Annotated in this window: 23 protein-coding genes, 1 pseudogene and 1 other annotated feature; of the genes and pseudogenes, 1 reads left to right on the top strand and 23 read right to left on the bottom strand. The window is 37.9% G+C overall.

Annotation, left to right across the window (positions count from 1 at the left end):
* Positions 1–146: 146 nt before the first annotated feature.
* The 11 genes from FC89_RS12105 to FC89_RS12055 form a co-directional block, all read right to left on the bottom strand.
* The gene (locus FC89_RS12105; RefSeq protein WP_187329671.1) at positions 147–1484 is read right to left on the bottom strand and encodes a dihydrolipoyl dehydrogenase family protein; all 1338 of its coding nucleotides are present in this window, start codon (positions 1482–1484) and stop codon (positions 147–149) included.
* Positions 1485–1591: 107 nt separating this feature from the next.
* A complete protein-coding gene (locus tag FC89_RS12100; RefSeq protein WP_057872790.1) occupies positions 1592–2710 on the bottom strand; it encodes a dipeptide epimerase in 1119 nt (372 codons plus the stop codon).
* Entirely contained in the window at positions 2703–3725 is a 1023-nt protein-coding gene (locus FC89_RS12095; protein ID WP_057872789.1) for a serine hydrolase domain-containing protein, read from the bottom strand. Before FC89_RS12095 ends, FC89_RS12100 begins: the two co-directional genes overlap by 8 nt.
* A gap of 239 nt (positions 3726–3964) precedes the next feature.
* Positions 3965–4375 (bottom strand): PTS sugar transporter subunit IIA, encoded by a 411-nt coding sequence (locus FC89_RS12090; RefSeq protein ID WP_057872788.1) that lies wholly within the window; start codon positions 4373–4375, stop codon positions 3965–3967.
* A 20-nt stretch (positions 4376–4395) separates the two neighbouring features.
* Positions 4396–5214, bottom strand: coding sequence for a PTS system mannose/fructose/sorbose family transporter subunit IID (locus tag FC89_RS12085; protein WP_057872787.1), 819 nt, complete (start codon positions 5212–5214; stop codon positions 4396–4398).
* Entirely contained in the window at positions 5198–6115 is a 918-nt protein-coding gene (locus FC89_RS12080) for a PTS mannose/fructose/sorbose/N-acetylgalactosamine transporter subunit IIC (protein WP_057872786.1), read from the bottom strand. The genes FC89_RS12085 and FC89_RS12080 overlap by 17 nt, the downstream gene beginning before the upstream one ends.
* A 28-nt stretch (positions 6116–6143) precedes the next feature.
* Positions 6144–6626 (bottom strand): PTS sugar transporter subunit IIB, encoded by a 483-nt coding sequence (locus tag FC89_RS12075; RefSeq protein WP_057872785.1) that lies wholly within the window; start codon positions 6624–6626, stop codon positions 6144–6146.
* A 249-nt stretch (positions 6627–6875) separates the two neighbouring features.
* Complete coding sequence (locus FC89_RS12070) at positions 6876–7736, bottom strand: MurR/RpiR family transcriptional regulator (protein WP_057872784.1); 861 nt, start codon at positions 7734–7736, stop codon at positions 6876–6878.
* A gap of 253 nt (positions 7737–7989) precedes the next feature.
* The gene (locus tag FC89_RS12065; protein WP_057872783.1) at positions 7990–9423 is read right to left on the bottom strand and encodes a zinc ribbon domain-containing protein; all 1434 of its coding nucleotides are present in this window, start codon (positions 9421–9423) and stop codon (positions 7990–7992) included.
* 15 nt (positions 9424–9438) lie between these two features.
* A complete protein-coding gene (locus tag FC89_RS12060; protein WP_057872782.1) occupies positions 9439–10332 on the bottom strand; it encodes a zinc ribbon domain-containing protein in 894 nt (297 codons plus the stop codon).
* A gap of 79 nt (positions 10333–10411) precedes the next feature.
* Complete coding sequence (locus tag FC89_RS12055) at positions 10412–11551, bottom strand: glycoside hydrolase family 3 N-terminal domain-containing protein (RefSeq protein ID WP_057872781.1); 1140 nt, start codon at positions 11549–11551, stop codon at positions 10412–10414.
* Between the two features lie 381 nt (positions 11552–11932).
* Here FC89_RS12055 and FC89_RS12050 point away from each other — a divergent pair, with 381 nt between their 5' ends.
* On the top strand, positions 11933–12712 hold the full coding sequence (locus FC89_RS12050; RefSeq protein WP_057872780.1) for an acetoin reductase: 780 nt from the start codon (positions 11933–11935) through the stop codon (positions 12710–12712).
* A 103-nt stretch (positions 12713–12815) separates the two neighbouring features.
* Here FC89_RS12050 and FC89_RS12045 read toward each other — a convergent pair whose 3' ends face one another.
* The 12 genes and pseudogenes from FC89_RS12045 to FC89_RS11985 all read right to left on the bottom strand — a co-directional run bounded on the left by FC89_RS12045 (position 12816) and on the right by FC89_RS11985 (position 26244).
* Complete coding sequence (locus FC89_RS12045) at positions 12816–13583, bottom strand: acetoin reductase (RefSeq protein ID WP_057872779.1); 768 nt, start codon at positions 13581–13583, stop codon at positions 12816–12818.
* A 13-nt stretch (positions 13584–13596) separates the two neighbouring features.
* Positions 13597–14451 carry a MetQ/NlpA family ABC transporter substrate-binding protein gene (locus FC89_RS12040; RefSeq protein WP_057872778.1) on the bottom strand — a complete coding sequence of 285 codons (855 nt, stop codon included), beginning with the start codon at positions 14449–14451 and terminating at the stop codon, positions 13597–13599.
* 23 nt (positions 14452–14474) lie between these two features.
* Positions 14475–15143, bottom strand: coding sequence for a methionine ABC transporter permease (locus tag FC89_RS12035; RefSeq protein ID WP_057872777.1), 669 nt, complete (start codon positions 15141–15143; stop codon positions 14475–14477).
* Positions 15144–15151: 8 nt separating this feature from the next.
* Positions 15152–16201 carry a methionine ABC transporter ATP-binding protein gene (locus FC89_RS12030; protein ID WP_057872776.1) on the bottom strand — a complete coding sequence of 350 codons (1050 nt, stop codon included), beginning with the start codon at positions 16199–16201 and terminating at the stop codon, positions 15152–15154.
* A gap of 75 nt (positions 16202–16276) precedes the next feature.
* Positions 16277–16515 (bottom strand) — a binding site (T-box leader).
* 108 nt (positions 16516–16623) lie between these two features.
* Positions 16624–19764 (bottom strand): AAA family ATPase, encoded by a 3141-nt coding sequence (locus tag FC89_RS12025; protein WP_057872775.1) that lies wholly within the window; start codon positions 19762–19764, stop codon positions 16624–16626.
* Positions 19761–20891 carry an exonuclease SbcCD subunit D gene (locus FC89_RS12020; RefSeq protein ID WP_057872774.1) on the bottom strand — a complete coding sequence of 377 codons (1131 nt, stop codon included), beginning with the start codon at positions 20889–20891 and terminating at the stop codon, positions 19761–19763. The genes FC89_RS12025 and FC89_RS12020 overlap by 4 nt, the downstream gene beginning before the upstream one ends.
* A 181-nt stretch (positions 20892–21072) precedes the next feature.
* Positions 21073–22044, bottom strand: a complete 972-nt coding sequence (locus FC89_RS12015; RefSeq protein WP_057872773.1) for a butyrate kinase — start codon at positions 22042–22044, stop codon at positions 21073–21075.
* A gap of 3 nt (positions 22045–22047) precedes the next feature.
* Positions 22048–23034 (bottom strand): phosphate acyltransferase, encoded by a 987-nt coding sequence (locus FC89_RS12010; RefSeq protein ID WP_057872772.1) that lies wholly within the window; start codon positions 23032–23034, stop codon positions 22048–22050.
* Between the two features lie 12 nt (positions 23035–23046).
* A pseudogene (locus FC89_RS12000) lies at positions 23047–24791 on the bottom strand (CocE/NonD family hydrolase).
* Positions 24792–24860: 69 nt separating this feature from the next.
* Entirely contained in the window at positions 24861–25097 is a 237-nt protein-coding gene (locus FC89_RS11995) for an acyl carrier protein (protein WP_057872769.1), read from the bottom strand.
* A gap of 213 nt (positions 25098–25310) precedes the next feature.
* Positions 25311–25679: a holo-ACP synthase gene (locus tag FC89_RS11990; protein WP_057872768.1), complete on the bottom strand. Its 369-nt coding sequence runs from the start codon at positions 25677–25679 to the stop codon at positions 25311–25313.
* On the bottom strand, positions 25657–26244 hold the full coding sequence (locus tag FC89_RS11985; RefSeq protein ID WP_057872767.1) for a TetR/AcrR family transcriptional regulator: 588 nt from the start codon (positions 26242–26244) through the stop codon (positions 25657–25659). Before FC89_RS11985 ends, FC89_RS11990 begins: the two co-directional genes overlap by 23 nt.
* Positions 26245–26337: the final 93 nt, after the last annotated feature.

Genomic DNA, 26337 nt, shown 5'->3' with positions numbered 1-26337 from the left:
GAATACTTCAACTAACATTGTTTGAAAGCAGTTACCAAAATTAGAATTTTTATGTAACAGTTAAATTTTAATTAGCAAAAAAGACCGTGACAAAAAAGTTTGTCCGGTCCGTTTGGGGTTTCAGCAATCAGCCGCAATAAAAGCTATTAACGGATTTTATGCCAAGCTGATGCACTGATTGAAGGAAAAATATGCGCTAATTGCCACATTTGCTGCTGGTCATAGTGAAAGACAATTGCAGGCAATAAAGTATTGATAGCATCTTCGGCCTGTTCACTAAACTCTGTAGCTCCTAAAAGGTGATGCTGGCGATCAAATACTAAGATGCTTTCACCAGCTGATTGACGATCAACTTGACGATACCAGTCAGCGGCTATTTGATTATGAACGATCTCGAATTTTTCAGTATCCTGTTCAGCTGCTGTTGGTGACAAACCAACCCTAGCAATCCGCGGAGATGTATAAACAGTTGATGGAATTGCCGGATAAGAAATCGGCTGCGTAGTTTGCCCACTGAAAAGCTGGTATAAATAATACGATTCAAAAGTAGCTGTTGGTGTCAATTTAGGTTGAATTTTATCAATTACATCCCCGGCCGCATAGATATTATCAATATTAGTCCGTAAAAAGCCATCTACTGTGATCCCTTTTTTGGTATACTTTACACCGGCTGCATCAAGTCCCAAATGTTCAACGTTGGGAATTCGACCAGTAGCATCCAATATCCAGTCAACTTCCTTACTCTGATTTTTTCCAAATTTTACGGCTAAACCATTTGACGTCGGGACAAAAGCTTGTACAGCAGCATTCTTAACAAAAATAACTCCACGTTTCTCCAAATCACGTAAAACCTGCTTAACAAACGGCTGATAAAAAGAACGCAACGCTGTGTCATGATGCATAAAAACCGTTACCTGCGAACCAGCAGCATTAGCCATGGTTGCAAACTCCAAACTAATATAGCCAGAACCAATAATTGCCAGTCTAGCTGGTAATTCTGTAAGTTTCATAAAATCATCACTGTCATGTGCCAGTTCACGTCCCGGAACATTCAACCGGTTAGGCCTTAATCCTGTAGCAATGACGATCTTTTCAGCTGTATATTGCTGACCGTCAACTTCTATTGTGTGCCGATCCTGTAACTGACCAGTACCTTGAATCAATTTCACTCCGGCAGCTGCCAGCTTCCCACTAATTTGATCTGGTAATTTTTGAATTACTTCTTGCTTGTGTGCAACCAGTTCAGACCAATTAATTTTCACTTGGCCATTAACAATTCCTTGCATTCGTTCAATTTCCCGTTGTAAAACCACCGGTTCATCCAAAGTGATCTTAGCATTGCATCCCCGGTTAGGACATGTTCCGCCCCAGAGACCGCTTTCAATTACAGCAACTTTCTTACCACTCGCTGCCAATGGTCCAGCTCCGTCAAAGCTACCATGACCGCCACCAAGATAAATGACATCAAAATCAAAATTTTTCACCATAATATTATTCCCTCCAAGCAAGTTCAGCAATTGTTCTTTTCAATGATATCGTATACTACGTAAAAGTAAATATAAAGAAAAGTCACTTCAGCTAACTATAAAAACTAAATTGTTGGAAAACTTCCATTAGTTTTTGCTGAATTTTTTTGCTTAAAACCCAATCCCGAATCATTACTTGGCAATAAACTCGTTCCCTGGATCGTAAAACCGCCTGTTTCAGCGCTGGGGACACTCATGAAAACCGAATCAAGATCGGCATAAATAACATTAGTATTAGCCGCCGCAAAAGCTGCCGCGGCAGCAATACTCTCACGTGATTCAATCATACAGCCAACCATACATTTAATTCCGGCTGTTTGACATAAGTCATTAATTATTTGAGCTTGGCTCAAACCGCCTGTTTTCATTAATTTAATATTAACGAAATCACAAGCATGCAGCTGAATCACTTTAAGCGCATCTTGGGCAGAATGTACACTTTCATCTGCCATAATCGGAAATGGTGCCATCGCCGTCAGCTGCTGCATACCAAATAAGTCGGTTGCTGAAACAGGCTGTTCAATAAAATCAATTTTCAATTTTGCTGCCGACCAAGCTGCCGCTGCCGCCAATGTTTGCTTGACACTCCAGGCCTGATTGATGTCAATCCGAAAAGAAATATCGGTCGGAACAGCTTTAGCGATTCGTTCAACCAATAAAATATCTGCTGCCGGTTGTTGTTCGCCCAATTTTATCTTCAATGAACTAAAGCCGGCAGCAGTAATTTTTTGAGCACGAGTCAGCATTGCTGCCGGCTTGTCCAAACTAATCGTGTAGTCGGTTGCCACCTGCCGCGGTTTACCGCCCAATAATGCAGTTAACGAAATCTGAAACAATTGAGCCCGCAAATCATATAATGCGATTTCAAAAGCTGCTTTAGCTGGCGTATTACCACGAATCGTCTGATGTAATTTTTCAAGCAAATCATTCCAATTCTGCACATCTTGCCCTAAAAGAGCTGGTTTGATCAATTGTTCCATAACTACGATCATGCTTGCCAAAATATCGCCGGTTACTTGCTCGTTAGGAACTGCTGCGCCAACACCGCTATAACCATTAGCTAGACCGATGCGCACTCTGACTGCCGTAATTTCATTTACCTGATGTAAGGCCGTTACAAATGGTCGCTTTAAAGCTTCATGCTTTTGCTCAATTTTAATCCATTTTATTGTCGTTTCAGTCATAATTAATCACTTCCGGTTCGGCAAAAAATAAGCCGATCGCTAACTTGCGCCATTTTAACCACGCTTGATTCTGACGATGTGGATAAATTCGATTAGTTAAACAGACAAAACCGATTTGCTGCTCCAAATCTAAAGCAATTGAAGTACCAGTAAAACCGGTATGCCAAATTTTCATTCCCTGTGGTGACCAGCGTTGCCAGCCTAAAGTCCGACCATTTTGGTAATAATGCTGCAGTAAAGCAAAACTTGCAGGCTGCAAAATTTGTTTCCCCTTATAAATTCCATGGTGCAAATACATTGCCGCAAATTTACTTAGGTCCGTTAGCGTTGAAAATAAACCCGCATGACCACTTTGACCGGCTAATAAAAATGCTTTTTGATCGTGAACCTTCCCACGAATAATCCCACCCCGCTCAGGCAGATTTTCGGTAGGAACAAAATCGACTGCCGGTCGATCAGTAAGGTTATAGCCGGTTTGCTGCATTGTTATCGGTTCAAACACGTGCTTACTCAAACTAGCTGCTAAATCACCATCAATTGTGGCAATTATCCAACCTAACAAAATAAATCCTAAATCAGAATAAACTGTTTGGCTGCCAGTCGGATAAATCAACTCAGCCTGTTTAATCTGCGCCACCAACTCTGGACGTGTTAGCTGAGCGTGATTAGTAATATCAGCTGGTAAGCCACTATTATGCAGCAATAATTGTTCGATGGTTAGTTCTGGATAATTTAATCCGATCAAAAAATTGCCTATCTGATCGGTCAAATGCAGTTTCCCAACTTCCAGCAATTGCAACACACGTGTAGTTGTCCCAACTACTTTAGTTAATGACGCCAAGTCATATTCTAAATCAGGTCGAATAGCAATTTTATCTGCACCGCTTCCCTGATAACCTAAATAATGCTGTTCATTTTGTTCAAGTCCGATCAATGAATATGAAACACCATAAACCGCTTGTGTTGCTAAAGCATTATTAATTACTTCCGCAATTCCTAAATTATTTGTTACCATTTTCATCACCTAACTGTTGCCAGCTGACCATAATCAGCTAGCAATTATTACACTTATTTTAACCATAATCCCAGTTGAAAGCACATTCAAGTCCATTTAAAAATCAAGTCATCAGTTTTCAAAAAAAGACTGAAAAAATAGCATTTTATCCAGTCTTAGTTATTATTTACAGATTCATATATTCAAAACTTATCTTTATCAGATTAAGCTACAACGATCATATCAAATGGTAACCATCTTTATTCTTCATCTGCCGAATCAAGCATCAATTTTTCTTTAACATTGGTGATCCCGCCGGTTGCCATGGCCAACAATTGTGATAAATCAAATTTTCCCAGCAACTGCTGATTGCCAAATTCAATTACCATTGGCAAATTAATACCCGTAACTACTTCCAAACGTGGATTTTCGGCTAACAACTGAACTGCAACATTTGCCGGTGTACCCCCCAGCAGATCAAGTCCGATAATGATCTGTTCATCAGTTGGAATTGTCCGCAATAGTTCTGTAACTTGGTTTTTTAATTCTTCCGGTCCCATTTCTTTAGTTAAACTAAAAGTTTGTGCTCCCTTTATCTTACCAATAATCATTTCAGCACTTGTCAGCATAGCTGCTGCTAAAGGACCATGACTCATTAAAATTAATTTCACTTCAAATTCCTCCTAGTTTATCAGGCAGTCTTGCCTAAGATTCCTAAGGCTGAACAGATTACCGCAACAATGATCACAATAAAAATTGCTTTGGTTGAAGTCATTTTTTTGCGACCAAGCAGCCAATAAATTAAAGCAACGATGACTCCTGGAACTAATTTTGGCATAATCATATCAAGTTCATTTTGCAAATTAACAGTTACTTTGCCAATATTAGCTACAAACGGTACTTGCACACTAATCAAGGTCGCCACCAAAGCTCCAACCACGTAAACTCCCAACAGTGTTGCCGCATCTGTTAAAGAATTAAGCTTACCTTGCATTTTGGTTACCAGATTTGTACCTTCTCGATACGCTAATGGCAATTGAATCCAACGCAAGTACATTACGCACAAGTTGGCTATCAACCATAACACCAAACCAAATGGATTACCTTGAACTGCCATATTAGCAGCGATAGCCCCCATAATTGCCGGAATCAACGAAGCAAAAATTGAATCACCGATCGCCGCCAGCGGACCCATCAAACCGGTTTTCAGTCCGGAAACAGTTTCTAAAGAGTCTGTTCCCTTATTTTCCTCAATAGCCAAATCTACTCCTTGAATAATTGTATTAACAAATGGATTAGTATTGAAAAATTGATTATGTGCTTTCATGGCCTTTTTCAGTTCTGGTGTATGATCACCATATAATTTACGTAGTTGCGGCATAATAATGAACAGATATCCTGAACCTTGCATTTTTTCATAGTTCCAGCCCAATTGGTTGAAAAACAAGTTGCGCCGGTTGATTTGTCGGAAATCTTTTTTGGTTAATTTATAATTAGTCTTCGTCGCCATAAATTTCGCCCTCCTCAGTAGTTGTTGACTGAGCAACTGGCTTTTGTTGCTGTCTGATCTCCGCCAGCTGCTGCTTTTCATCGTCACGCTTATATTCATTAATTGCAAAAGTTAATCCAATCAAAGCAATTGCCACCATTGAAACAGCGTTGAAAGAACCACTAAAGCCCTTAGAAACTTTGGTCATTGCTGTTCCCAAACTTTGAACATTGGTATATAAGGTACTGAATAAAGCTGTCAAAGTAAAGCCTAAAATTAAATAAGCTAAATGCTTGCGCACTGGTAAGTAACGCAATAAAATTGCAAAACCAACTGCCGGCAGTAATGCTCCAGCTGTCGCCAGACCATTGCTTAACCATTTTAAATTAGTATCCAAGATCTTAACTGCTGACGATACAAAGTTGCCGCCAAATTGCAAAGCCAAAAATACCGGTAGTCCACGTGAAAGTATCCAAGGAATAATTCCATATAAATAATTTCGTTCGATTGCTGGATAATTTTCTTCATCAATTAAGCGATCGATCCGATGTTGAAAAAAAGTATTAGTAAAACGGCCTAAAATATCTGTTTCGATCATCAATGACGCAACCGGTACGCCAATTGCCGCAACAGCTGTTGAAGCATTCATCCCGGTACTGATCGAAAAAGCAGTTGCCAGAATAGTTCCAGAGTTAGCATCGATTTTTGACGATCCGCCAAAGGTTCCGACGCCTAAAACGGTCAGCTGCAAACTACCACCGATAATCAATCCTTTTGTAACGTCGCCCATAACTGCTCCGGCAATCAATCCGGCCCAAACCGGCTGAGCAAGTGAAGATACGATCGTCAAATCATCCCAAATCTGATACATTGAATAAAGTGTCAGCAACAAAACTTGCCAAAATAAAATATCACCATGCATTTTAATTACCTTCTTCCTGCTTCAAGCACTAAAATTTTTTCAACAAATCCATTAAATCAAGTAATGGATCGCTCGGAACCATTTGCGCCGTTAATTTGACTCCAAGTTTATGTAGTTCATTAAAATCAGCTACATCTTGCGGTACCAGATTAATCGAAGACGTTAGAGGCTTAGTTTCATCAGATTGTGACATATTACCGACATTGACGACTTTAATCGGTACCCCGTCTGCAATTAGTTTCAATAAAACAGCTGGTCGTTTTACTAAAATAAAAACCTTCTGCGAATCATAGCGCCCAGCTACAATATTATTGGCAGCCCGTTCTTCGTTTAAAATACTTAAATTTACCCCCGCCGGTTTTGCTAACTTGATTCCCGCTTTAGCCACTGGCGATACTGCTACTTCATTATCGATCACCATAATCCGGGTCGCCCCGACAACATTAGTCCACATGTTGGCCACCTGCCCATGTAATAAGCGACCATCAATCCTAACTGCAGTAATTGCCATAAGAAACATCCTCTCTTTCACCAAAAAAAATAACCTGTTTTGAAACAAAATGCTTTTTGATTTTCAATAATTTGAAAATAAATTGAAAACTTATCAAAAAGGAGTTTGTTGTTTCATGAAACAGATTATAGCATGGTAAATTACATTTGAAATATTATTTCATAATATAAGATGTTTATAAACAATAATTGGTATTTTATTTTATAAAACGAATTAAGACTTCGACTGTTATTTGGATTATTAACCCATTTATTTGAACGTCAGCTGATAATCTTGAAGAATTCTTTTAGAATCTTGGAGAGCCTTGACACTGCAATCAAAATGCTGACTTACAAAATAATAAAAAATCAAATCAACTGCCATAAACTGTGCTAATAATGAACTAGTCGCAGCAATTCGACGTGAAGATTCCGGTGGCTGTGCAGTTTGAATAATAATATCTGCGTAATTAGTCAGCGAATTTTTGCCAAAGCGTGTTAAAGAAGCAATTGCCAGCTTGCAAGAGCGCGCATGTTGCGCAGCTACCAAAATTTCCGGTGTTTCACCTGAGTTTGACACCAGCCAAATCAGGCTATCGGCAGCAGTATTGATTAATTTGGGCAATAGGGAATTGAGATCAGTTTCGACAATTGTAACGTAACCCAACCGACTCCACTTTTGCGCAATATTTTCGGCAACCAACGCTGAAGCCCCAACTCCGAATAAAATTATCTGGCTGGCTTGCCCAATTGCCTGGGTCAACTTGGAAATTGCCTTTTGATCAATCTGATCAGTTGTTTCCAGTAATGATCGCTGAGCATTAGCTAATAACTTTTGCTTGATACTGTCAAAATCCTCTGTGGCTGCAATATCCGCATAAATTTTTTCATCTTTGTCCCCTACCGTGTTTTGTTCAGCCGCTAAATTAATTTTTAAGAGGGTAAAGCTTGCGATTTCTAAATCTTTCAATAATCGGATTACAGTTGCGGGACTCGACTTGGCAGCCGCTGCCAGTTGAGCAACACTTTGCTTGGTCACAGTCTCTGGGTTTTTTAAAATATATGTAGCAACTTTTTGCTTTGATTTTGACAAATAAGGTAACGCATTTAAAATCTTTCCTTTAACTGACAATAAAATCAACCCTTCCTATAACAGTAAACCATATTAACAGTTATTAATTTTAGGGGTAAATTAATTAACGTTCCATCACGTCAATTGCAATTAATTTGACTGAAATAATTTCCCGCCTTTTGCTTAAATTTTATCATTTATCGTTATCTTAACGGAATTTCAACCATTTTCCAAGTTGAACTAAAAAATCTTGCCTTAGAACAAACGGCAAGACCTTTTTTATCAATTAAATTTTTTCAAAATCGTCAACTACTTAATCATCATCCGAATAATTTTTCTCCCAGTCAGCAGCCTTTGTTGTGCCGACAGTTTGAATTTTATAATCATCGCCTTGCTTAACAATTATCGCATTAGGATACGTAAATTGTTGAACTTTTCTTGATTCCCCATTGTCACTGGTATTATTAAAGGTATATTTAATCGAATACGATACTGTTGCTTTATTTTTCCCTGCTGGTGTAACTGAATTTATTTTGGAAATTTCTGCATCATATGTTTCAATGTTATCATTAGTGTTAAATGAATCGAAAAATTTTAGTAAATCATTGTAACTTGAATTACTCTCTTCTCCGGTAAATAATTCAGCTGTTGATGAATCATCATCTCCAGATTCGGCACCTGAAAAAGCTTCCTGGAGCAATTCTTGGGCATCATCTTTGCTTGCAACACCTTTGAATCCCGGTGAAATCGTATGAGAGCCGTATTCAAGCTTGCTATTAACGTCAACCGTTTTTGACTTTAAATTCTTCCCCGCTACCGGAATGGTAATATAAACTTTCAAATCATTACTGATTGGATATTCTTTAAATTTCATTTTACCCTGATCGTTTAATTTACCAACATTCTTATTATTCAAATAAACTGTTGCACCTTGATTGCCGGTAATTGTAAAATTGGCCGTTTTTAATTTTAAAGGAAGAGCTTGTTCGCCAGCAGCTAACGTGTAGGTTGAAGTATTGCTTAAACTTCTACCGGCAATTTTCCCAGTAGCTTTAAATTTGTATTTCCCTGGGAAAAGTGGTCCAACTTTTTTACTGTGATTCATGTTAGTCGTCTTCGCAATCTTTTTTCCATCCTGCAAAAAAGTGACCCCCGCGTGATTAGTTGAAAGCGTTACATAAGCTGCTTCAATATTAATTTTATAGCGCGGAAATAATAACCAAGCATTGCCAGTTTGTTCCAATGAATAAGTATTCTCAAACGTTGTGCCATCTTGCAAAGAAGATTTTAGATCTGCTAACTCTTGCCGATTATCTGCAAAATATTTTTGTGTTGGTTTCAAATTTTTTTCGGATATCTTTTTCTCTAGCGTTGGATCATTAGTTTTAACATATTTTGCCAAATTTTGATCAGGATTTCCCATTGCTGTTATTATACGATTTAACTGATTTTGTGGTTGATAATAATTTTTTAATCCAAAATAGCCACCAACCAAAATGACGACCACTGCAATAATTGCCCAAATTACTCGTTTATCAAGTGGTTGCTGCGGTTGCGGTGCTGTATTACTGCGCTGCATTGAACCATCAGCAGCTTGGGATGAATCAGGATTATTGGTTGCTGAACGGGTTGTCTTTTTTTCATGATCTACTGCAGTCGATTCAACTAATTTGTGCCCGCAATTAGGACAAAACGTTTCCCCTGAAGCGACTTTTGTCCCACATTCTGGACAAAATCTTTCCTTCATTTTTAGCATCCCCCTCTAATTGAAAAATGATGAAATGAACGAACTGGTAGTATCGCCTAATTTAGAAACTATTAATGAAAAAGCAACTCCTTCAATAATTAAGCAAATAACACCAGCAATAACTGCTCCATAAATTCGATCCAACTGACCAGGTGTTTTCAATTCCACTATTCCGCACACCATTGTGATACTCCAGACCAATGAAATTAACAGCAAAATAATGCCATTGACCCATACTGAAACTACTCCAATTGAACCAGATAAAGCAATTAAGAAAAAAAGCAAAGTTAACAATAAAATTGAACTGCTATAGTGAACTAATCGATTTAAATATGTAACAAAATTTTCAGTTCCGCCAACTGCTCGTTGAATCAAAAAAGCAATTCCAATCATCGCCACAGCTGCCAGCAAAATTATTAAGATAACCGTTAAATAAAAATTAAATCCTACTGCGTATTCTGAATTATAAGCCGTCGAATTATTGTTTGAAAAAGCCGAAATAAAATTATTGGTCGCACTAGTTGCTAATGAAGCTGCTCTTTGTGCCCAGTGACCAATCCCCAAAGTAAAAAGCAGGCTTTCCAAAAATAAGGTTAAAATCCCGGTATATTTAGTAGTCGTTTGCACCTTAAATGGCGTTTTCCATGAACCAAGCAGCCACCTCCAATAATTTTGAAAAGCATTTTGCCAAGCTTGTGTATTGACATCAGCATGAGTTGTTGCTGACTTACCAGTAGATTCAGTATTTTGTTGTGTATTACTGCTTTCATCGCTTGTCGTTTTAATTGACTCTGCTGCTGGTTGTTTTTTAGCCACTGTTTCAGAGACCGGAACTAATTTAGTTCCACATTTCGTACAAAATTTAGCATTGTCATTCATCTTGGCCTGACAGTTTGGACATATTCTCATTTTTTACCCCTTTTCAGAACGTTATATCTATATTCTACAATATAAGCTTAGAATTTCAATCGAATTAGCCAAAATTATTTTAATTGTTTTGGTAAATTTTAATGTTCTGCGAATTTAATATTCCCAAATCTCTTTTTAATTTTAAAATGCGGTAAACTGAGTTGTTAATTTGTGATTCTCTAATTTGATGTTTTTTAACCGCTTGAACAATTGCTGGCAAACCAGTTGGCAGATCATTGCTTAAAAGTAGATCATTGCCAGCCTTAACTGCCAGAACATCGGCCGAAACATGTTTTTCAGTCGCAAATTTAGTAATTGCTCCCATCGTCAAATCATCAGTAATGATTACTCCCTTAAAGTGCAGTTTTTGCCGTAATATTCGATGAATTTTAGGCGATAACGATGCTGGATATTTAGCATCAATTGCATTCGCAAAAATATGTGAAACTAAGACCACCTGAGCACCGGCTTGAATGCCGGCTCTAAATGGAACAAAATCATTCTTTTTAAATTCTTTAAGCGATTTGTCATTGGTTGCAAATCCAGTATGAGTATCACCAGCTGAACCGTATCCTGGAAAATGTTTTAAACTTGCAGCAACGTGATTCTTTTGCATAGCCGGAATTTCAGCTTTGATAACCGCTGCTGTTTGCCGGTAGCTCAATCCTAGCGTTCGTGAATAGATAAAACTTTGCTGATTATTTGAAACATCCGCTACTGGAGCAAAATTCAAATTAATTTGCAACGAATGCAAAATTTCTGCAACAGCTGCTGCCTCAGCTGCCACACCTTGCTTGCCACCAGTCTGATACGACTGTTGCGGTGAAGGAAAATTGCGATTACCGGTCAATTCTGGATTAGCTGACAAACGAGAAACAGATCCGCCTTCTTGGTCAGTTCCGATTAACAATGGCAGTTTGACCTGCTTTTGATAGTTATTTAAATTATTAACAAATTGCTGCTTAGTTTGATCTTTAAAATCGTTACCAAATAAAATAATTCCGCCTGGTTGTTCTTTCTGGATAGCCGCAGCTGTATTTTGCTGGTTCGCTTGCGTAGAAATAATATACATTTGTGCAATTTTTTGTTGCAAACTCATTTTTTTAATTATCGTTTTCAATTGCTGATTACTAACTTTTTGATTTTGCGCGTTAACTACTGTAAATGGCATTATTAAACACAAAATAAATGCTGATAAAACGATAGATATTTTCCTCATTTTTTGCCTCTTTTTAATTTATTTCGATTTCAGATCACAGAATAGAGTATACCACTCACCGTAAATAACTTTAAAATCAAACTAAGTGAACTGCCATTTTAAAGTTCATTAAATAGGCTTTTTTAGTGTAAAGTTACAAAATTGAAATTTTCGATTAGAATAGACATCACTTTATTAATTCAAAATAGAAAATTTTGACCATCAGTGACCATTTATAAATCCTGAACTTTTTTAATAATAAATACACAAGAAATTGTTGATAAATTTAAAAAAGTTTCAGCAGCAAAATAGGCAAAACCGTGATTTTAATTTTTAATAAGAATATATTTTTACTTAATTTGTGATAAAATAAACATGAATCAAAAAAGGAGGAACTGTCTTATGGTAAAAAAAGTTGCATTAATCACTGGTGGCGCTCAGGGAATTGGAGCAGAAATTGCTCGTCATTTATCAAAATCAGGATACGATATTGCTTTAGCAGATTTACCTAGACAAGCAAGCAAAGCCCAAGCTGTTATTGAAGAAATTGAAGCGACTGGGCAAACTGGAATTTTTGTACCTTTAGATGTTACTGATCAGCAACAAGTTTTTCAAGCAGTCGACACAGCTGCGACAAAATTACACGGATTTGATTTAATGATCAATAATGCAGGAATAGCTAAAGTCGATAAAATTGACGACATCAAACCACAGGACTTAGAACTCAGTTTTAAAATTAATGTCTTCGGCGTGCTTTATGGAATTCAAGCCGCAGCTAAAAAATTCAAAGAACTAAAAGTTCCTGGCAAAATTATCAGTGCCTCATCAATTGCTGGTATGCGAGCTTTCCCAATTTGGGCTACTTACTCAGCAACTAAAGCTGCTGTAATTAATTTGACCCAAGCTGCAGCTAAGGAATTAGCCCCTTACAAAATTAAAGTCAATGCTTATGCTCCTGGTGTGGTCGGCACAACCGGCATGTGGGATGCAATTGACACTAAAATGTCAGAAATCAACGGCAAACCTTTAGGACAAAATCGTAAAGATTTTATTGGCACCATCCCTTTAGGCAGAACTGTTGAGCCAAACGATATCGCTAATTTAGTAACTTTTTTAGCCAGTGATAAAGCAGATTTTATTACTGGTCAAACGTATGCAGTTGATGGTGGTGGTATTATTTAAATAATAAATAGCACAAAAAAAGAACTGCAATTATGCTATATTCACTTTAAATCAACATCAAGGTTTAAAGTTTAGAACGGCATAATCTTACAGTTCTTTTTTATTAATAAAATTTCATTCCACCATCGACCAAAATAGATTGTCCGGTTATATATTCAGCTGCTGGCGAGGCAAACCAAGCAACCACTTCTGCAACATCAGCCGGAACCGCTTCACGACCTAAAGCTATTTCTGCTAAACAATTTTTTTGCTGCTGCTCAATACTGATATTTTTAATCGCAGCTGTTTTCGCATCAATTCGATCACGCATTGAGGTCCGGACTATTCCCGGATTATATGCATTTACTGTAATTTTATATTTTGCTAATTCTTTAGCCGCCGACTGTGTTAAACCGCGAATACCAAATTTCGAAGCTGAGTACGCACTTTGCAAGGCTGAGGCTTCAACACCGGCTAGTGAGGCTGCATTGATAATTCTTCCCCCAGTTCCCTGTTCAATAAACTTTTTAGCCGCCGCTTGAATACCCCAGTAAGTTCCTTTCAAATTAACATTAAACAAACGATCAATTTCAGCTGGCTCTGAATCAATGATTGAAGCAATAAAAGCAATCCCGGCATTATTAACATAAACTGCCAAGTTTCCCAAATCACTAACTACTTGATCAACCAAATTAAAAACAGCTTCGCGATCAGCAACATCAACTTGATAAGCCTTGGCAGTGTGGCCTGATTTAACGATAGCCTCTGCTACTTTGGCAGCCGTTTTTAAATTAATATCCGCCACGGCTATCGCATAATTACTCTTAGCTAAACGATAAGCAATTCCTTCCCCAATTCCTTGACCAGCACCTGTAATAATTGCGGTTTTCATATCGATTAATCCCTCACTTTTCTAAATACGACAGTGGTTTAGCAACATTTACCTTCGTTCCATAATATTTATCTTTAATATAATTTTGAATATTCTTCTTATGATATAGTGTCACAAGTTTCTTGTAAGCAGCATTGTTTTTATTTTTTTTCGCAGTAGCTAAAATATTTATATTGTCTTTAGTTGATTGATCCACATTTTCATGATAAATCGAATCAGTTAAAACATGCAGATGACCTTCCAAGGCTACTGTATTTGAAATCAAGACTGCATCAACCGTATGCAGCACACGCGGACCGGTAGTATCATCAATTTGTTTAAATTTTAGCTTTTTCGGATTGCTTTTAATATCATTAATTGAGCCTAACGCCGAGCTGAAGTTCTTTTTCAATTTGATCAAACCGGCTTTTTTCAGCAAAATTAATCCGCGAGCCTGTTGTGATGGATTATTAGCCACCGCAATTGTTGCCCCATCAGGAATTTCTGAAACTTTTTTGTATTTTTTTGAATAAATTCCCATTGGTTCCATGTAAGTTGTTCCCAGAGCTGCCAATTTGCCAACTTTACTTTGTTTATTAAAAGCTAAATAATAAGTCCAAGACTGGAAAGCATTAACATCAATATTGCCCTCGGCAGTTGCTTTATTTAATGCAACACCATCAGTTACTTGTTTTACTTTAATTTTCAAGCCTAGTTTTTTAGCATCTTCACTTTTAGCAATATGTTGCCAGATTGCGTAATCAGACCCCATCGAACCAACAGTAATAGTCGAAGTTTTACTTTTTTGACTGCTTAATGCATGCAATCCCAAAGCACCTAAAACCACCACGACAATAACCCCAATTATCCACAAATAACTTTTTTTCATTACGTACACAACCCTTCGTTAAATTAATGCTCAAATTTTTTTGCTACATAATCACCAACAAATTGAATAACAAATACCAGAATCAAAATAATAATCATTGAAAATATAGTGACATCATTTTCAAAACGGGCATAACCAATCGAAATTGCTACATCACCTAAACCACCTGAACCGATTGCTCCTGCCATCGTGGTCAAGCCAATTAAACTAATAATAGTCAAAGTTGATACTCGAATAATATCTGGAAGCCCTTCTTTTAAATACACTCGGAAAATAATTTCAAGCGGACTTGACCCCATTGATTGAGCAGCTTCAATAACTCCGCGATCAACATCCAACAATGCATTTTGAACCTGCCGCGCATAAAATGGGAAAATTCCAACAACTAAGGGAACCAAAGATGCCGTTGTACCAACCGTCGTTCCTACCAAAAATTGTGTCAGCGGTGAAATAACTGCCAACAAAATAATAAATGGGATCGAACGTAGCAGATTGGTAATTTTATCCAAAATCGAATATAAGACCCCATCTTCTAAAATTCCACCCGGTTGGGTAATAATTAATGCTACTCCTAAAAGCAATCCTAGGAACGCAGCTACAATCGCAGAGGCAAAGGTCATGTACAACGTTTCCCAAGTTGCCTGAACAAATTGGCCTTTCATTTGTAAAACATTTGGAATTATATTATTCATACTGACACCTACTCTTTATTTGAATTAATCATCTTAGCAATTATGCCATCTTTTTTCATCTCAGCAATTGCTTCATTAGCTGTTTTTGGTTCCCCAACAAATTCAGCGATCATATATCCAATATCTTTGCCGTCAACTTGATCAACATTTGCAAATAAAATATTCACATCCAAATTATATTCGCGTGAAATTTTTGAAATTATACTTTTTTTAGAAGTTTGTCCAATAAAGTTTAAATAAACCAGTAAATTTCCATTTGAATATTTTTCTTGATTTCCGATTCTCTCAAGCGCATCTTTAACGTTGATAGCAGTCTCAACAAAATCAGCCGTCAACTGTTGCTTGGGTTTAGTAAATACTTCTGCAACCGCCCCTCGTTCAATGATTTCACCATTATCCATCACTGCAACATTATGACAAATTCTTGAAATGACCTGCATCTCATGCGTGATTAAAACAATTGTTATTCCTAGACGCTGATTAACTTGCTGGAGTAATTTCAAAATCGATTTTGTTGTTTTGGGATCTAAAGCGGAGGTAGCTTCATCGGAAATCAACACTTCCGGATCATTTGCCAAGGCCCGGGCAATTGCTACACGCTGTTTTTGACCACCCGAAAGATTATTCGGATATGAATTTGCTAAATTTTTCAAGCCAACTAATTCTAACAAGTTCAAAGCTTTAGCTCGACGATCGCTTTTGGAAATTTTTCCCCCTAACAATGGATATTCAACATTCCCTAGAACAGTCCGGGATTTCATTAAATTAAAGTGCTGAAAAATCATCCCAATTTTTTTTCGAGCCTGTCGTAATTCAACCGGAGCAAGCTTTTGTAATTGCTGCCCATTAAAAATCACTTGCCCGGTCGTTGGTTGTTGCAACAAATTTATTACTCTGACCAAAGTACTTTTACCAGCACCGGAATAGCCGATGATGCCGTAAATGTCACCTTTTTTAATCGTCAAGTTAACTTGCTTAACAGCTTTAACTGCCTTGTCTTGCGTTGGAAAATCCACTGAGATATCTTTCAGTTCAATCACATTATCGGTTACTGTCATCAATTGCCCCACCTTTTTAAAACTGATTATCTGATTAAATTTTTTAATAAAAAAAGCCCCTGAACTGAAAATCAGTTCAAGGGCGAAATTCGCGGTACCACCTTGTTTATCTCAAAATAATTTGAGCTTTATCAGATGCAAAAAAACTACACCTTACCGCTATAATGGGCGGCCCCAAAGATAACTAATCTAATTGACTTGTTATTTTTTAAGCTTCCAGACCATCTTCATCAACACATCATGACTCTTTCTCATCAAAATAAGAGCTCGCTGAACACGAATTTGTTAACTACTCATCTTTTCATCGCTATTAATTAATTATTAATGATATCCTAATTTAATTAGCATACTTTGTCAAGTAACTAATGAAATAATTTCCAATTCTAACTCACACAACTGAAAATTATTCACTTGGATTATTTCTACTCACGAATAACCATTTTTGCCTGACTTTGGCCTTGTCCTTGTTGTGTTATCTGCAATTGATATGGAATCTGGGCACGTAACAACTCAACATGACTGATAATTCCAATCATGCGGCTGCCGCTTTCAATATTCTCTAAAGCCGCTAACGCAGTAATCAGCGAATCGCGATCCAGCGAACCAAATCCTTCATCAACGAACAAAGTATCAATGCTGACACCGCCGGCTTGTTCTTGAATAATTTCACCTAAAGCCAGCGCCAAGCTCAAAGCAGCGATAAAACTTTCACCACCAGACAAGGTATGCACGCTGCGAACTTGTCCAACATGATCATCATAAACATCAATTTCCAAACCAGTATTGGCTAAAGTATTGCCTCGTTCTTGATGCAACCGCAGCCAATAACGGCCGGAACTCAATTGTTGTAAATGCTGGTTAGCCGCTTGCAGAATCATTATTAATTGCTGGCGTAAAACATAACGTTCCAGCCCTAATTTTGCCTCACTATGACCACTAACAGCCGTGACCAGCTGTGCTAGTTGGCTAATCGCCGTTTGTTGCTGCTGAATGGCTTGTTGTCCCTTTGTAATTTCAGTCAATAAAGATCCGTTCAATAACTGACGATCATAAAGTGCCTGATATTGATCGGCGACCGCTGTTAACTGCTGTTGCAACTGCCGTAAAGTTTGTGTTGCCTGCTCCAAATCAAGCGGCTGTTGATCTTGCAATAACTTTTGCTGAGCAGCAATTTGGGCCTTTAGTGCCGCCAGTTGCTGGTAGTAATCGGTTTGCTGTTGCCGCAAATGTGGTAATTGATCAAGCTGCTGCAGCAATTTTTCTAACGGCTGCCGATCCGTTGTCTGCAACTGCTCTTTTAATAACACATCCAACTGCTGAGCAGTGTTTTGCCATTGCGAGTTTAACGCGGTCAAGTCTGTTTCAGTTTGTTCAGCCAGCGAGGCCCCACTGGCAAGGTGCTGCTGCAGTTGCTGCGATTGCTGCTGATTTTGCTGAACTTTTTGTTGATAACCGGCTATTGCTTGCTGCAAATCAGTTAAATGAGCTGTAAGTGCTGCTAAATCGGCAAATTCTGCCGGCAAACCCTGTCTAATTTCGGCTAAACTGGCAGACAAGCGCTGCTGTTGATCATTTTTTGTTTGGAATTTTGTTTGCAGTGCGGTTAAATTCTGCTGAATATCAGTTTGCTGCTTTTTCAATTGTGATTTTTCATTGATCAATTGTTGTTTATCTGTCAATTGCTGTGTCACATCTGCCAAAGCTGTTGTACATTTATTCAGCTGCTCCTTGACTAGTTTGGTTAATTCAGTTAATTCGGCGAGCGGTTCGCTTAAATATTTCAACTGCTGCAGTTGCTGAATTAAATCTTGCTCAGCCTGCTTGAGATCGGCTGTTTGTTTGATCTGCGCCTGCTGTTTTTCCGTTATTAATGCGGTCAAACTGTTAACTGTTGCCTGCGCTTGATTTTTATTTTTTTCCGCCGCACTCAATTGTGCTTTGCTGATTGGTTTACCGGTAGTTACTACTGCTGGATGTGGATGAGTCAAGCTGCCGCAAACGGGACATGGTGCTTCCGGACTCAATTGAGCTGCGAGTACAGCAATTTGATTGTTCAACCACAAATCATGCAACTGCTGATAATTCGTCTGTTGACTGCTTAACAGCTGCTTAGCCTCACCAAGTTCGGTTTGTAATTTCTCTAAATCGACTGATGCTATTTGATTGGTTTGCTGCTGGTTTTGCAAAACAATCAGTTGCTCCTTAAACTGCTGCAACTGTAATTTTTGCTGTTTAAATTGACTTTGCTGCTGTAGTAATTCTGGTAAAGTTTCTTGCAGCTGATCAATTTGTGTCAGTTTTTCGGTCAATTTTGCCAAAACTGCCTGCTGGGTTTGGATTTCTGCCGTCAGCTGCTGAACGTGATGCGTTTTTGCTTGCAGCTGTTGCTGGGTTTTCGCTGCTTTTTCAAATTGATCCTTTTGCTCACTTAATAAGATCTGTTCTTTTTCCCGCTGTTTTTGCAACGGCTGTTGGTCAGTTAAGTCTGCTGCTTGCTGCTGTAACTGTTCAAATTCTTGTTGCCATTTATTTTGCTGTAAACGAGCTGCTTTTAATTTTTGTTCAGCTGCTTGCCGGCGTTGAATTAATTCCTGTTCACGCGAGAAAAGCGGCTGTTGCTGTTGGGCCCATTCTAACAATTTAATTTGTGCGGCTTGTTGCTCCATTGCTGTTTGTTGCTGTTTTAAATCAACCAATTTCTGCTGTTGTTGCTGAAATTCAACAAATTGCTGATTTAATTTCTGACCAGCCGTTAATTTATTTTGCTGCACTTGAACCTTAGTTGTTGCTTGTTGCTTTTCCATTTCAAGCTGCTGCAAATCAGCCTGATCAGCGGTTTGTTGGGCTTTTAATAATTTCAGTTGATCAGCGGTTGGCAACTCATTTTCCAAAGCTGCTGAATCAGGTTTCCAATTGACCCGTTTAAAGGCCTGCTCAATTGCAGTTTGCTGCTGAGTAATTTCTTTTTGCTGCGTTTTCCAGTAATCATGCAAAGTTTCTCCCCAGCGCTGATAAAGCTGTGTTTGGAAAATTTTACGCAGAATTGCTTCTTTCTCATTACTATCAGACATTAAGAAACGGCGAAAATCTCCTTGCGGCAAAAGAACAATTTGAACAAACTGCTGACGATTTAATTGCAGGATTTCCGCAATCTTAAGATTGACATCCCTGACTTTAGTAATTTCAGCCTGCTTTTCATCCCCAGCAAAGATTTCAAGTTTAGCAACAGCAGCCATTTCACGCAAACCATGGCTACGTTTTTTAGCCAAAGTTTGTTTTGGTGCCCGATAAATTCGATAACGGCGATCTTGATGTTCAAACTCCAGTGTGACTGTTGTTGCCGATTGTGGATCAGCAAAATCCGAACGCAAACTGGCAGCCGAACGATCTTCACTGGCTGTTTCACCATATAGCGCAAACGTCAGCCCATCAAAAATTGTCGTTTTGCCACTGCCAGTTTTACCGGTGATCAGGAACAATGGTACTTGCCGTAAACGCTCAAAATCAAAGGTTTGAGCAACATATGGGCCAAAATTGGTTAAAGTTAATTTGAGCGGTTTCATGCTTTTGACTCCTCTCGGACAGTTTGCAGCGCTTTTTTAGCCCATGAAAGCTGCGATCGTGAAAGTTCCTCATTAGCCACTTGCTGATAGAAATCTTGCAAGATCAGCAACGGATCACGCTGTAAAAACTGCTGTGACTGCTGCTGATCATCAAACAACGTGCCATAATCTGCCGTCCGTTGTAAAGCAACGATCTTAGGGTAAATTTCACGCAACCGTGCTAACACATTGGGAATTGGTTTTTGGTCCGTTAAGGTAATCCCAAAAAAGTCGGCTCGTGGCTGCTGACGATAAAATTTTGGATCAAGCAACTCAGTAAATTCAGTAGTTAATTCGTGTAAATCGTGTAATGGTTTAATCTCACGAAACTCCGGTTGCAGTGTGTCAGTGTCGAGCAGTAAAACACCCTTTTTTTGTTGCACTTCACTCAAAGAAAATTTCAAAAGCGATCCACTATAACGAATCTTTTCAGCTTGCAAAGCATTCCTATTATGTAAATGACCTAAAGCAACATAATCAAAATCGGCTAATAAATCGGTTGGCACAGCCGCCAAACCACCAACTGTCAGTTGCGTTTCCGATGCAGTCTGTGTTGACCCTGCTGCAAAAAAATGTCCCACCAGCAAATGTTTTTTGTTAGGCGCAAACTGCTGTTTCATTTTTTTGATCACAGCTGCCATTGCCTGATCCAAATGCTGCAATGAATCATCCTTAAAATATTGCTGGGCCGCAAACGGTTCAAAATACGGCAGTAAAAATAATTGAACGTCCGGCAGTTCAATCGGTCGGAAAGCCTCAGCCAATTGTGTATGCAAATAAAAACCAGTGCTGGAAAACCACGGTGTCCCTGTTGCCAGTCGTGAGGCACTGTCGTGATTCCCAGCAATTGCATACAGCGGCAAATGGTCGGTTAAATTTAAGCGCTGAAGCATCTGGTTTGCCAAGTCCACCGTCTGTTCTGCCGGTAAACTACGGTCGTAAATATCCCCAGCTAAAATAATTCCATCAACTTTTTCAGTCAAAGCAATTTGTTCAATTTGTTCAAAAGCTGCTTGCTGCTCGGCCTGCAAATCAAAACCATGCAGTTTACGACCTAAATGCCAATCAGCCGTTTGCAAAAAACGCATTAACAAAACCTCCATTTTGATTATCATTTATTTTCGATAATATCCTCTTCCAATAATATACCACGTCTATCTAATCATTAATTCTTAAGTCCAAAGAACCGGACAAATTTATTGGCCAACATAAAAAGGACTAGACAAAATTTTCATTTTATCTCTGTCCCTTTCGATTACTTGATTTGATTTAAAATTCAAATTTACTCCAAACTGGTCGTCCTGTATAATGCTTAACTTTTTCAACTTGTTCCAAAACGCGGATTGCTCCCATTTCCATTGCTTTCATTTCTGCTTCGCCAGGATAAACATATATTGGTGCAAAAGAACTACAGTAATCTTTTAAACCAGTTACTATTTCTTGACTGTGTGCAATTCCTCCAGTAATCAAAATTGCATCAACTTTACCATGCAAAATGCTGTACATGGCTCCAATTTCTTTGGCAATTTGATAAATAAAACCACGCCAGTATAAGATTGCTTTACTATCCCCAAGTTTAACTTTGGCTAAAATTTCTCTGACATCCGAAGTTCCAAAAAGATCCACAAAACCGCCTGTTTTATAATTTAAGTCAAACAAATCTTTTTTTGAATATTTACCTGAAAAAGCCAAGTTTACAACTGACTCGACTGATAAAGAGCCTGTGCGAGTTGGTGCCATTGGGCCATCGCCAGCCGCAATATCATTTCCATCAATTATTCTGCCATTTCTATGCGCACTTACACTGACACCGCCCCCTAAGTGACAAATAATTAAATTCAGTTGATGATAATTGAGATCGTGATCTTTGGCAAACTGATAGCCTGTTTCTTTTAAATTCAAAGCATGCAATCGACTTTGGCGAAAAACTCCTTTTTTCCCTGTTAACCGAGCTAAGTCCTGAAACTCATCCATTGATGGACCATTAACAATAAAAGCTGGAATTCCAGCTTGATCGGCCAAAAATTTTGCTAGTGCCGGACCTAAATTCGCCGGATGTTTTAAAAAAGCTTCAACCAGCTTTAAACGATACGGAAACTGAGCTTTAATTGACGTAAAATCTGCTAATTCAGCAGCTGAATGCTGAATCGTTTCTGTAGCAACACATTTTAATTTATCAAAAATTGCTAACTTGGTTGATGTTGAACCGGGATTAATTGTTAAAATACAGTAATCTTTCATATTTCAATTTTTCCCCCTTATCAAAGTTAAGCAAACGTTACCAACAATATCTGCAACTGTTGCAGCTCGTGAAAAGTCAGTAACCCCAGCTTGAAATCCTTGTAACAAAGGGCCAAATGAAGTCCCGTGATCAAACATCTGCATACATTTAACTGCAATATTTCCTGCAGCTAAATCTGGAAAAACTAGTAGATTCGCCCTGCCAGCTACTCTGCTTGATCGTTTGACTTTTATTTTGGCTATTTCTGGTAATAGTGCTGCATCAATTTGCATTTCCCCTTCAACCATTAACTTAGAATTTTTTTGACTAATTTTTTCTAAAGTTGTATTAATTAAATCAACTTGTGGTCCTGCACCAGAACCAAACGTTGAATACGATAAAAGAGCTATTCTAGGAGTATCACCGGTTACCTTTTGATACGAATCAGCGGAAGCAAGAACAATATCAGCCAGTTCTTCCGCATTTGGTGCTAAATTAATTGCACAATCTGCCACACCGATAGTCCGTTTCAAAGTTAAAAGCTGCTGGAAACCAATGCTAGATATAGTAGAATATTCAGCAGTTACCCCTAATAATTGTTGGGCAGCAATTATTACATCAGTCGTTGATGTAACGACCCCTGTCGCGCTGCAAGATGCCATTCCTGCTTTAGTCATCATCATTGATAAGTTTAGTGATTTTTTCGATAATCGTTGAAGTCGTTTTTCGCTTTTCGCAACTGGATCAGCGGTCAAATAAGCATAAATTACTTTTTTTTGTAAATTTTCATCAGCTGCATCAAGCAATTCGACTCCTGATAAATCAATTTTATTTTTTTCAGCTAGTTCCTGCATTTTTTCTTTTTGATCAAGAATGATTGGTTGACAAATTTTTTCATTGATCAGTTCGACTGCTGCTTTAAGGATTCGCAAGTCACTACCTTCAGTAAAAATGACTTTTTTTATCGCTTGATTTGCTAATTCAAACTTCACTCTTTCAATTAAGCCCATAATGATCCCCCTTTAACGCACAACGAATTTTCCAGAAGTATACTTAGGTGGAATTACCGGAGCTAATAGATAAGAATCATAATCACCGCCAGTATAAATTGTATGCATTCCTTGATTAATTGATTCAACTTCTGTTGGCAAAAACCAACTCTTATCTCGAATTGGGCGACCAGCAATATTAACTTGCAAACTTTCCCCAGCATGCCATATTCTAGAAGTTGGCCAGATTTCGATTTCCAATAATGTTGGTTCACCAGCTTTTAATGGCTGACGTTTACTAAAAGTATAAAATGGTATGGCATCGGTGCTCTTTTGCTGATCAAGTTCTCGCAGCGACGCGCGCAGTTGTCCATGTGCTCCTGGGTCAGCCACTCCAAATACCGTTGTTGGAATTAAAGTACCAGTGGCGGTTGTTTTTTGAACTAGTACAAAAACATCAGCATCATCAGTTTCAGAACTAACCATAAATGCAGTTTAAAATGACCAGTAAGTTCTGTATCATTTACGAATGTATAGTTAAAGGAAATGTCTTCTTTTTGACTATCATACTTAACTGTTTTGGTTTCAGTAATTGCTTTAGAATTTAACGAACGATCAGCTGCATTTAAGAAATACTTAGTATATTTAGTGCGCGCTAAAGGAAAATCATCTTCTGGACGATTAGTTTGATAATCATATTCATAAGCATCCATAACCTCTAAGCGAATTCGAGGAGTCATTTCCCAACCATTATGAATATTGCGCAAATATCGATCAAAGAATTTCAATAGATCGATTTGATTTTCTGATCGATTAAAATCAGGCCACTCAAAATCGCGATGTAGGCGTAACCATTTTTTACGAGTCTTAAGTCTTTCAAAACCAGTAATTGCCCCATGAAGATGAAAATGCGAATAGCCAGCTGTTGCATACACCGGAATTCGAATATTTTCAACCGCTAATCGTTTATCATTCCAATAGCTATTCATCAATGGAAATTCCTTTAACATATATCCTGGATCTTCTTGCCAACCTGGACCCCGAAAATCATGAAAGATCATATCACCAAAAGCTGGTCCTGGGATTCCACCAACACATAAACTCTCACGATATAAATCATTTGTACCTTCCCAAGGAGCGATACATACTAAGTGCTTTGGCTTAGCTGCCGCTATCATCCATTGCACCATCGCTAAACCGGAGTTTCCAGCTAAACCGACATTCCCATTACTAAAATTCTGACTGCCGATCCAATCAATAATTTCAGCACCATCACGACCTCCTTGGCTTGTCATAAAAGAATTCGTTCCCGTTGAATGACCAACTCCCGGAGCATCAACATTGATCACACAGTATCCTTGACGACACCAAAATGATGGATCTGGTCCTTCAAATGCTGCCATTTTAGAAATGGTACCTCGAGGAACCCCCAAAGCCTGATGCAATCCCGGAGTAACGCTCGATCCATGCCAATGACGTTTTCCATATGGCGTATAAGCAACAATTACGGGCAAATTATTCAGTTGATTAAGTGGACGATAAATATCTAAATAAACATGACGTTCTTGACTAATTTCAACTTTTACATCGCGATCATACCGGATATCCTCATCAATAATTTCAACACTTGGTTTCAATTCATCATAAAAATCGGTTCTGAACCCTAAAGAAAGCGGCTGTTTATTATAATGAACTGAATAATGATCATTACCAAATTTTTGTTCAAAATCAGCATGTTGATAATCAATAGTTTGTTTTTGTTTAGAAAAACGAGCCATGTTAGCTTCTCGTTCTTGTTGTTTTTTTTCTGCTAAAATTTCTGGATCCAATTGTTTTTCGTTTTCCATCTAGATTTCCTCCTCAACTAATTTAATGATGTCACCAACTGTTGTACAGCGAGTCCGAAACTCTTGATATTGCAAATCCAAATCATATTCATCATCAATATCATTAATAATTGGAAAGTAGTTAGTCGATTTTGCATCTAAATCCGCTAATAAGTTCAACTGATCATTCACTTTTGCCACAGGAATTCCAAAAGCCTTAGCAACCGTTTCATAAACAAAGTCTTTAACGTCTGTCATATTTACCATTCCTTTCAATTTTTCTTAATTCTAACTAGAAACTACAAAAAAGTCCTGACTTTTTTGTAAACGCTGTCAATAAAAAACCTGACAAAATAGTAAGTTTTGTCAGGTTTTAATTAAGAAACTTTGTTTAGATTTGAATTGGTTCAAAATGAATGTTTAAATACTCTTTTTGGTATTCATAAATTTTGATTCTGCTTAACTTATTTATTAATTAACAACTGCTATGGCAATAACAAAGCCATTTTCATAACTTAGCGATAAATCAAGCTGCTGTAATTTTTTACCAGTAAAAATCTCTTTCACGCTACCTGAAATATGGGGAACCGGTTTGCCAAAACCATTATTAAGTGTTTCAATTTCAACAAAAAATTCCCTTTTTATCAGGATATTCAAACTTTTCAAAACAGCCTCCTTTGCAGCAAAACGTTCTGTAAAATAAAGCAACTCGTCGTGACAATGAGCAGCTTCAAGCTGTTCATTCGCTGTAAATTGCTGTAAAAATCCAGCTAACTGATTATCAATCAACGGCTTGACGCGTGCAGTTGTAACTAAGTCAACTCCTACTTTTAAGGGCATTAGCTTCACCTAATAATAACTGTGACAAAAAATTCAAATCCTGCCTAGCAATCTCAGAGGGTAAAATATCTTCAGTATCGTAGTTTACCCAATGGTCTAGTGAGTTCCAGATTCCGCCACTACAGAAATAAATTAATTGATTCGAAGTTTTTGGATCATTTTGCTCAACAAGATACGTCAACATTTTAACTAACAACAAATAACTATTTTTTGAAAAATACTTAGGTGCATACGGACCAATTAAAGCTTGAAAGAATTCTTTTCGTTGCCAAATATAACGATATGCTTGATAAATAGGAATCGACTGAAATGTACGCCGATCAGAACTCAACATCAACATTTGTGAAAAATTCAAATATTGCCATTGAGAAAATAATTCAGCAATATCATCTAAAATACTATTCGAAAGATCTTGTATTAATGTAGTTGTACTTTCAAAATAAACATAAAAGGTCGTCCGGGAAATTTTTAAATTACGACATATTTCTTGAACTTTGATTTGATCTAGGGGTTTAGTCCGCAATAATCCAACAACTTCTGTTTCAATCTTATTTAATGTTTTCATTCGCTCACCTCATCAAAATAAACTGTTTCAAATCAAATATAAAGAATTAATCTGTTTAGTTTAGTAAGCTAACGACACTGAATTTGAATGACT

Origin of the sequence: Liquorilactobacillus ghanensis DSM 18630, from assembly GCF_001435235.1 — a bacterium.
In the GTDB taxonomy this organism is placed as follows: domain Bacteria; phylum Bacillota; class Bacilli; order Lactobacillales; family Lactobacillaceae; genus Liquorilactobacillus; species Liquorilactobacillus ghanensis.
Note: the sequence above shows the minus strand (reverse complement) of the source record. Positions and strands in the feature narration are given on the sequence as shown.

What these genes read in the sequence shown, in the direction of transcription:
- FC89_RS12015 (WP_057872773.1), bottom strand. Translation starts at nt 22,044, where the DNA reads ATGAAAGATTACTGTATTTTAACAATTAATCCCGGTTCAACATCAACC.
- FC89_RS12040 (WP_057872778.1), bottom strand. Translation starts at nt 14,451, where the DNA reads ATGAAAAAAAGTTATTTGTGGATAATTGGGGTTATTGTCGTGGTGGTT.
- FC89_RS12030 (WP_057872776.1), bottom strand. Translation starts at nt 16,201, where the DNA reads ATGACAGTAACCGATAATGTGATTGAACTGAAAGATATCTCAGTGGAT.
- FC89_RS12055 (WP_057872781.1), bottom strand. Translation starts at nt 11,551, where the DNA reads ATGAGGAAAATATCTATCGTTTTATCAGCATTTATTTTGTGTTTAATA.
- FC89_RS12025 (WP_057872775.1), bottom strand. Translation starts at nt 19,764, where the DNA reads ATGAAACCGCTCAAATTAACTTTAACCAATTTTGGCCCATATGTTGCT.
- FC89_RS12045 (WP_057872779.1), bottom strand. Translation starts at nt 13,583, where the DNA reads ATGAAAACCGCAATTATTACAGGTGCTGGTCAAGGAATTGGGGAAGGA.
- FC89_RS12085 (WP_057872787.1), bottom strand. Translation starts at nt 5,214, where the DNA reads ATGGCGACGAAGACTAATTATAAATTAACCAAAAAAGATTTCCGACAA.
- FC89_RS12050 (WP_057872780.1), top strand. Translation starts at nt 11,933, where the DNA reads ATGGTAAAAAAAGTTGCATTAATCACTGGTGGCGCTCAGGGAATTGGA.
- FC89_RS12095 (WP_057872789.1), bottom strand. Translation starts at nt 3,725, where the DNA reads ATGGTAACAAATAATTTAGGAATTGCGGAAGTAATTAATAATGCTTTA.
- FC89_RS11995 (WP_057872769.1), bottom strand. Translation starts at nt 25,097, where the DNA reads ATGACAGACGTTAAAGACTTTGTTTATGAAACGGTTGCTAAGGCTTTT.
- FC89_RS12020 (WP_057872774.1), bottom strand. Translation starts at nt 20,891, where the DNA reads ATGCGTTTTTTGCAAACGGCTGATTGGCATTTAGGTCGTAAACTGCAT.
- FC89_RS11985 (WP_057872767.1), bottom strand. Translation starts at nt 26,244, where the DNA reads ATGAAAACATTAAATAAGATTGAAACAGAAGTTGTTGGATTATTGCGG.
- FC89_RS12060 (WP_057872782.1), bottom strand. Translation starts at nt 10,332, where the DNA reads ATGAGAATATGTCCAAACTGTCAGGCCAAGATGAATGACAATGCTAAA.
- FC89_RS11990 (WP_057872768.1), bottom strand. Translation starts at nt 25,679, where the DNA reads ATGCCCTTAAAAGTAGGAGTTGACTTAGTTACAACTGCACGCGTCAAG.
- FC89_RS12075 (WP_057872785.1), bottom strand. Translation starts at nt 6,626, where the DNA reads ATGGCAATTACTGCAGTTAGGATTGATGGTCGCTTATTACATGGGCAG.
- FC89_RS12080 (WP_057872786.1), bottom strand. Translation starts at nt 6,115, where the DNA reads ATGCATGGTGATATTTTATTTTGGCAAGTTTTGTTGCTGACACTTTAT.
- FC89_RS12065 (WP_057872783.1), bottom strand. Translation starts at nt 9,423, where the DNA reads ATGAAGGAAAGATTTTGTCCAGAATGTGGGACAAAAGTCGCTTCAGGG.
- FC89_RS12100 (WP_057872790.1), bottom strand. Translation starts at nt 2,710, where the DNA reads ATGACTGAAACGACAATAAAATGGATTAAAATTGAGCAAAAGCATGAA.
- FC89_RS12035 (WP_057872777.1), bottom strand. Translation starts at nt 15,143, where the DNA reads ATGAATAATATAATTCCAAATGTTTTACAAATGAAAGGCCAATTTGTT.
- FC89_RS12010 (WP_057872772.1), bottom strand. Translation starts at nt 23,034, where the DNA reads ATGGGCTTAATTGAAAGAGTGAAGTTTGAATTAGCAAATCAAGCGATA.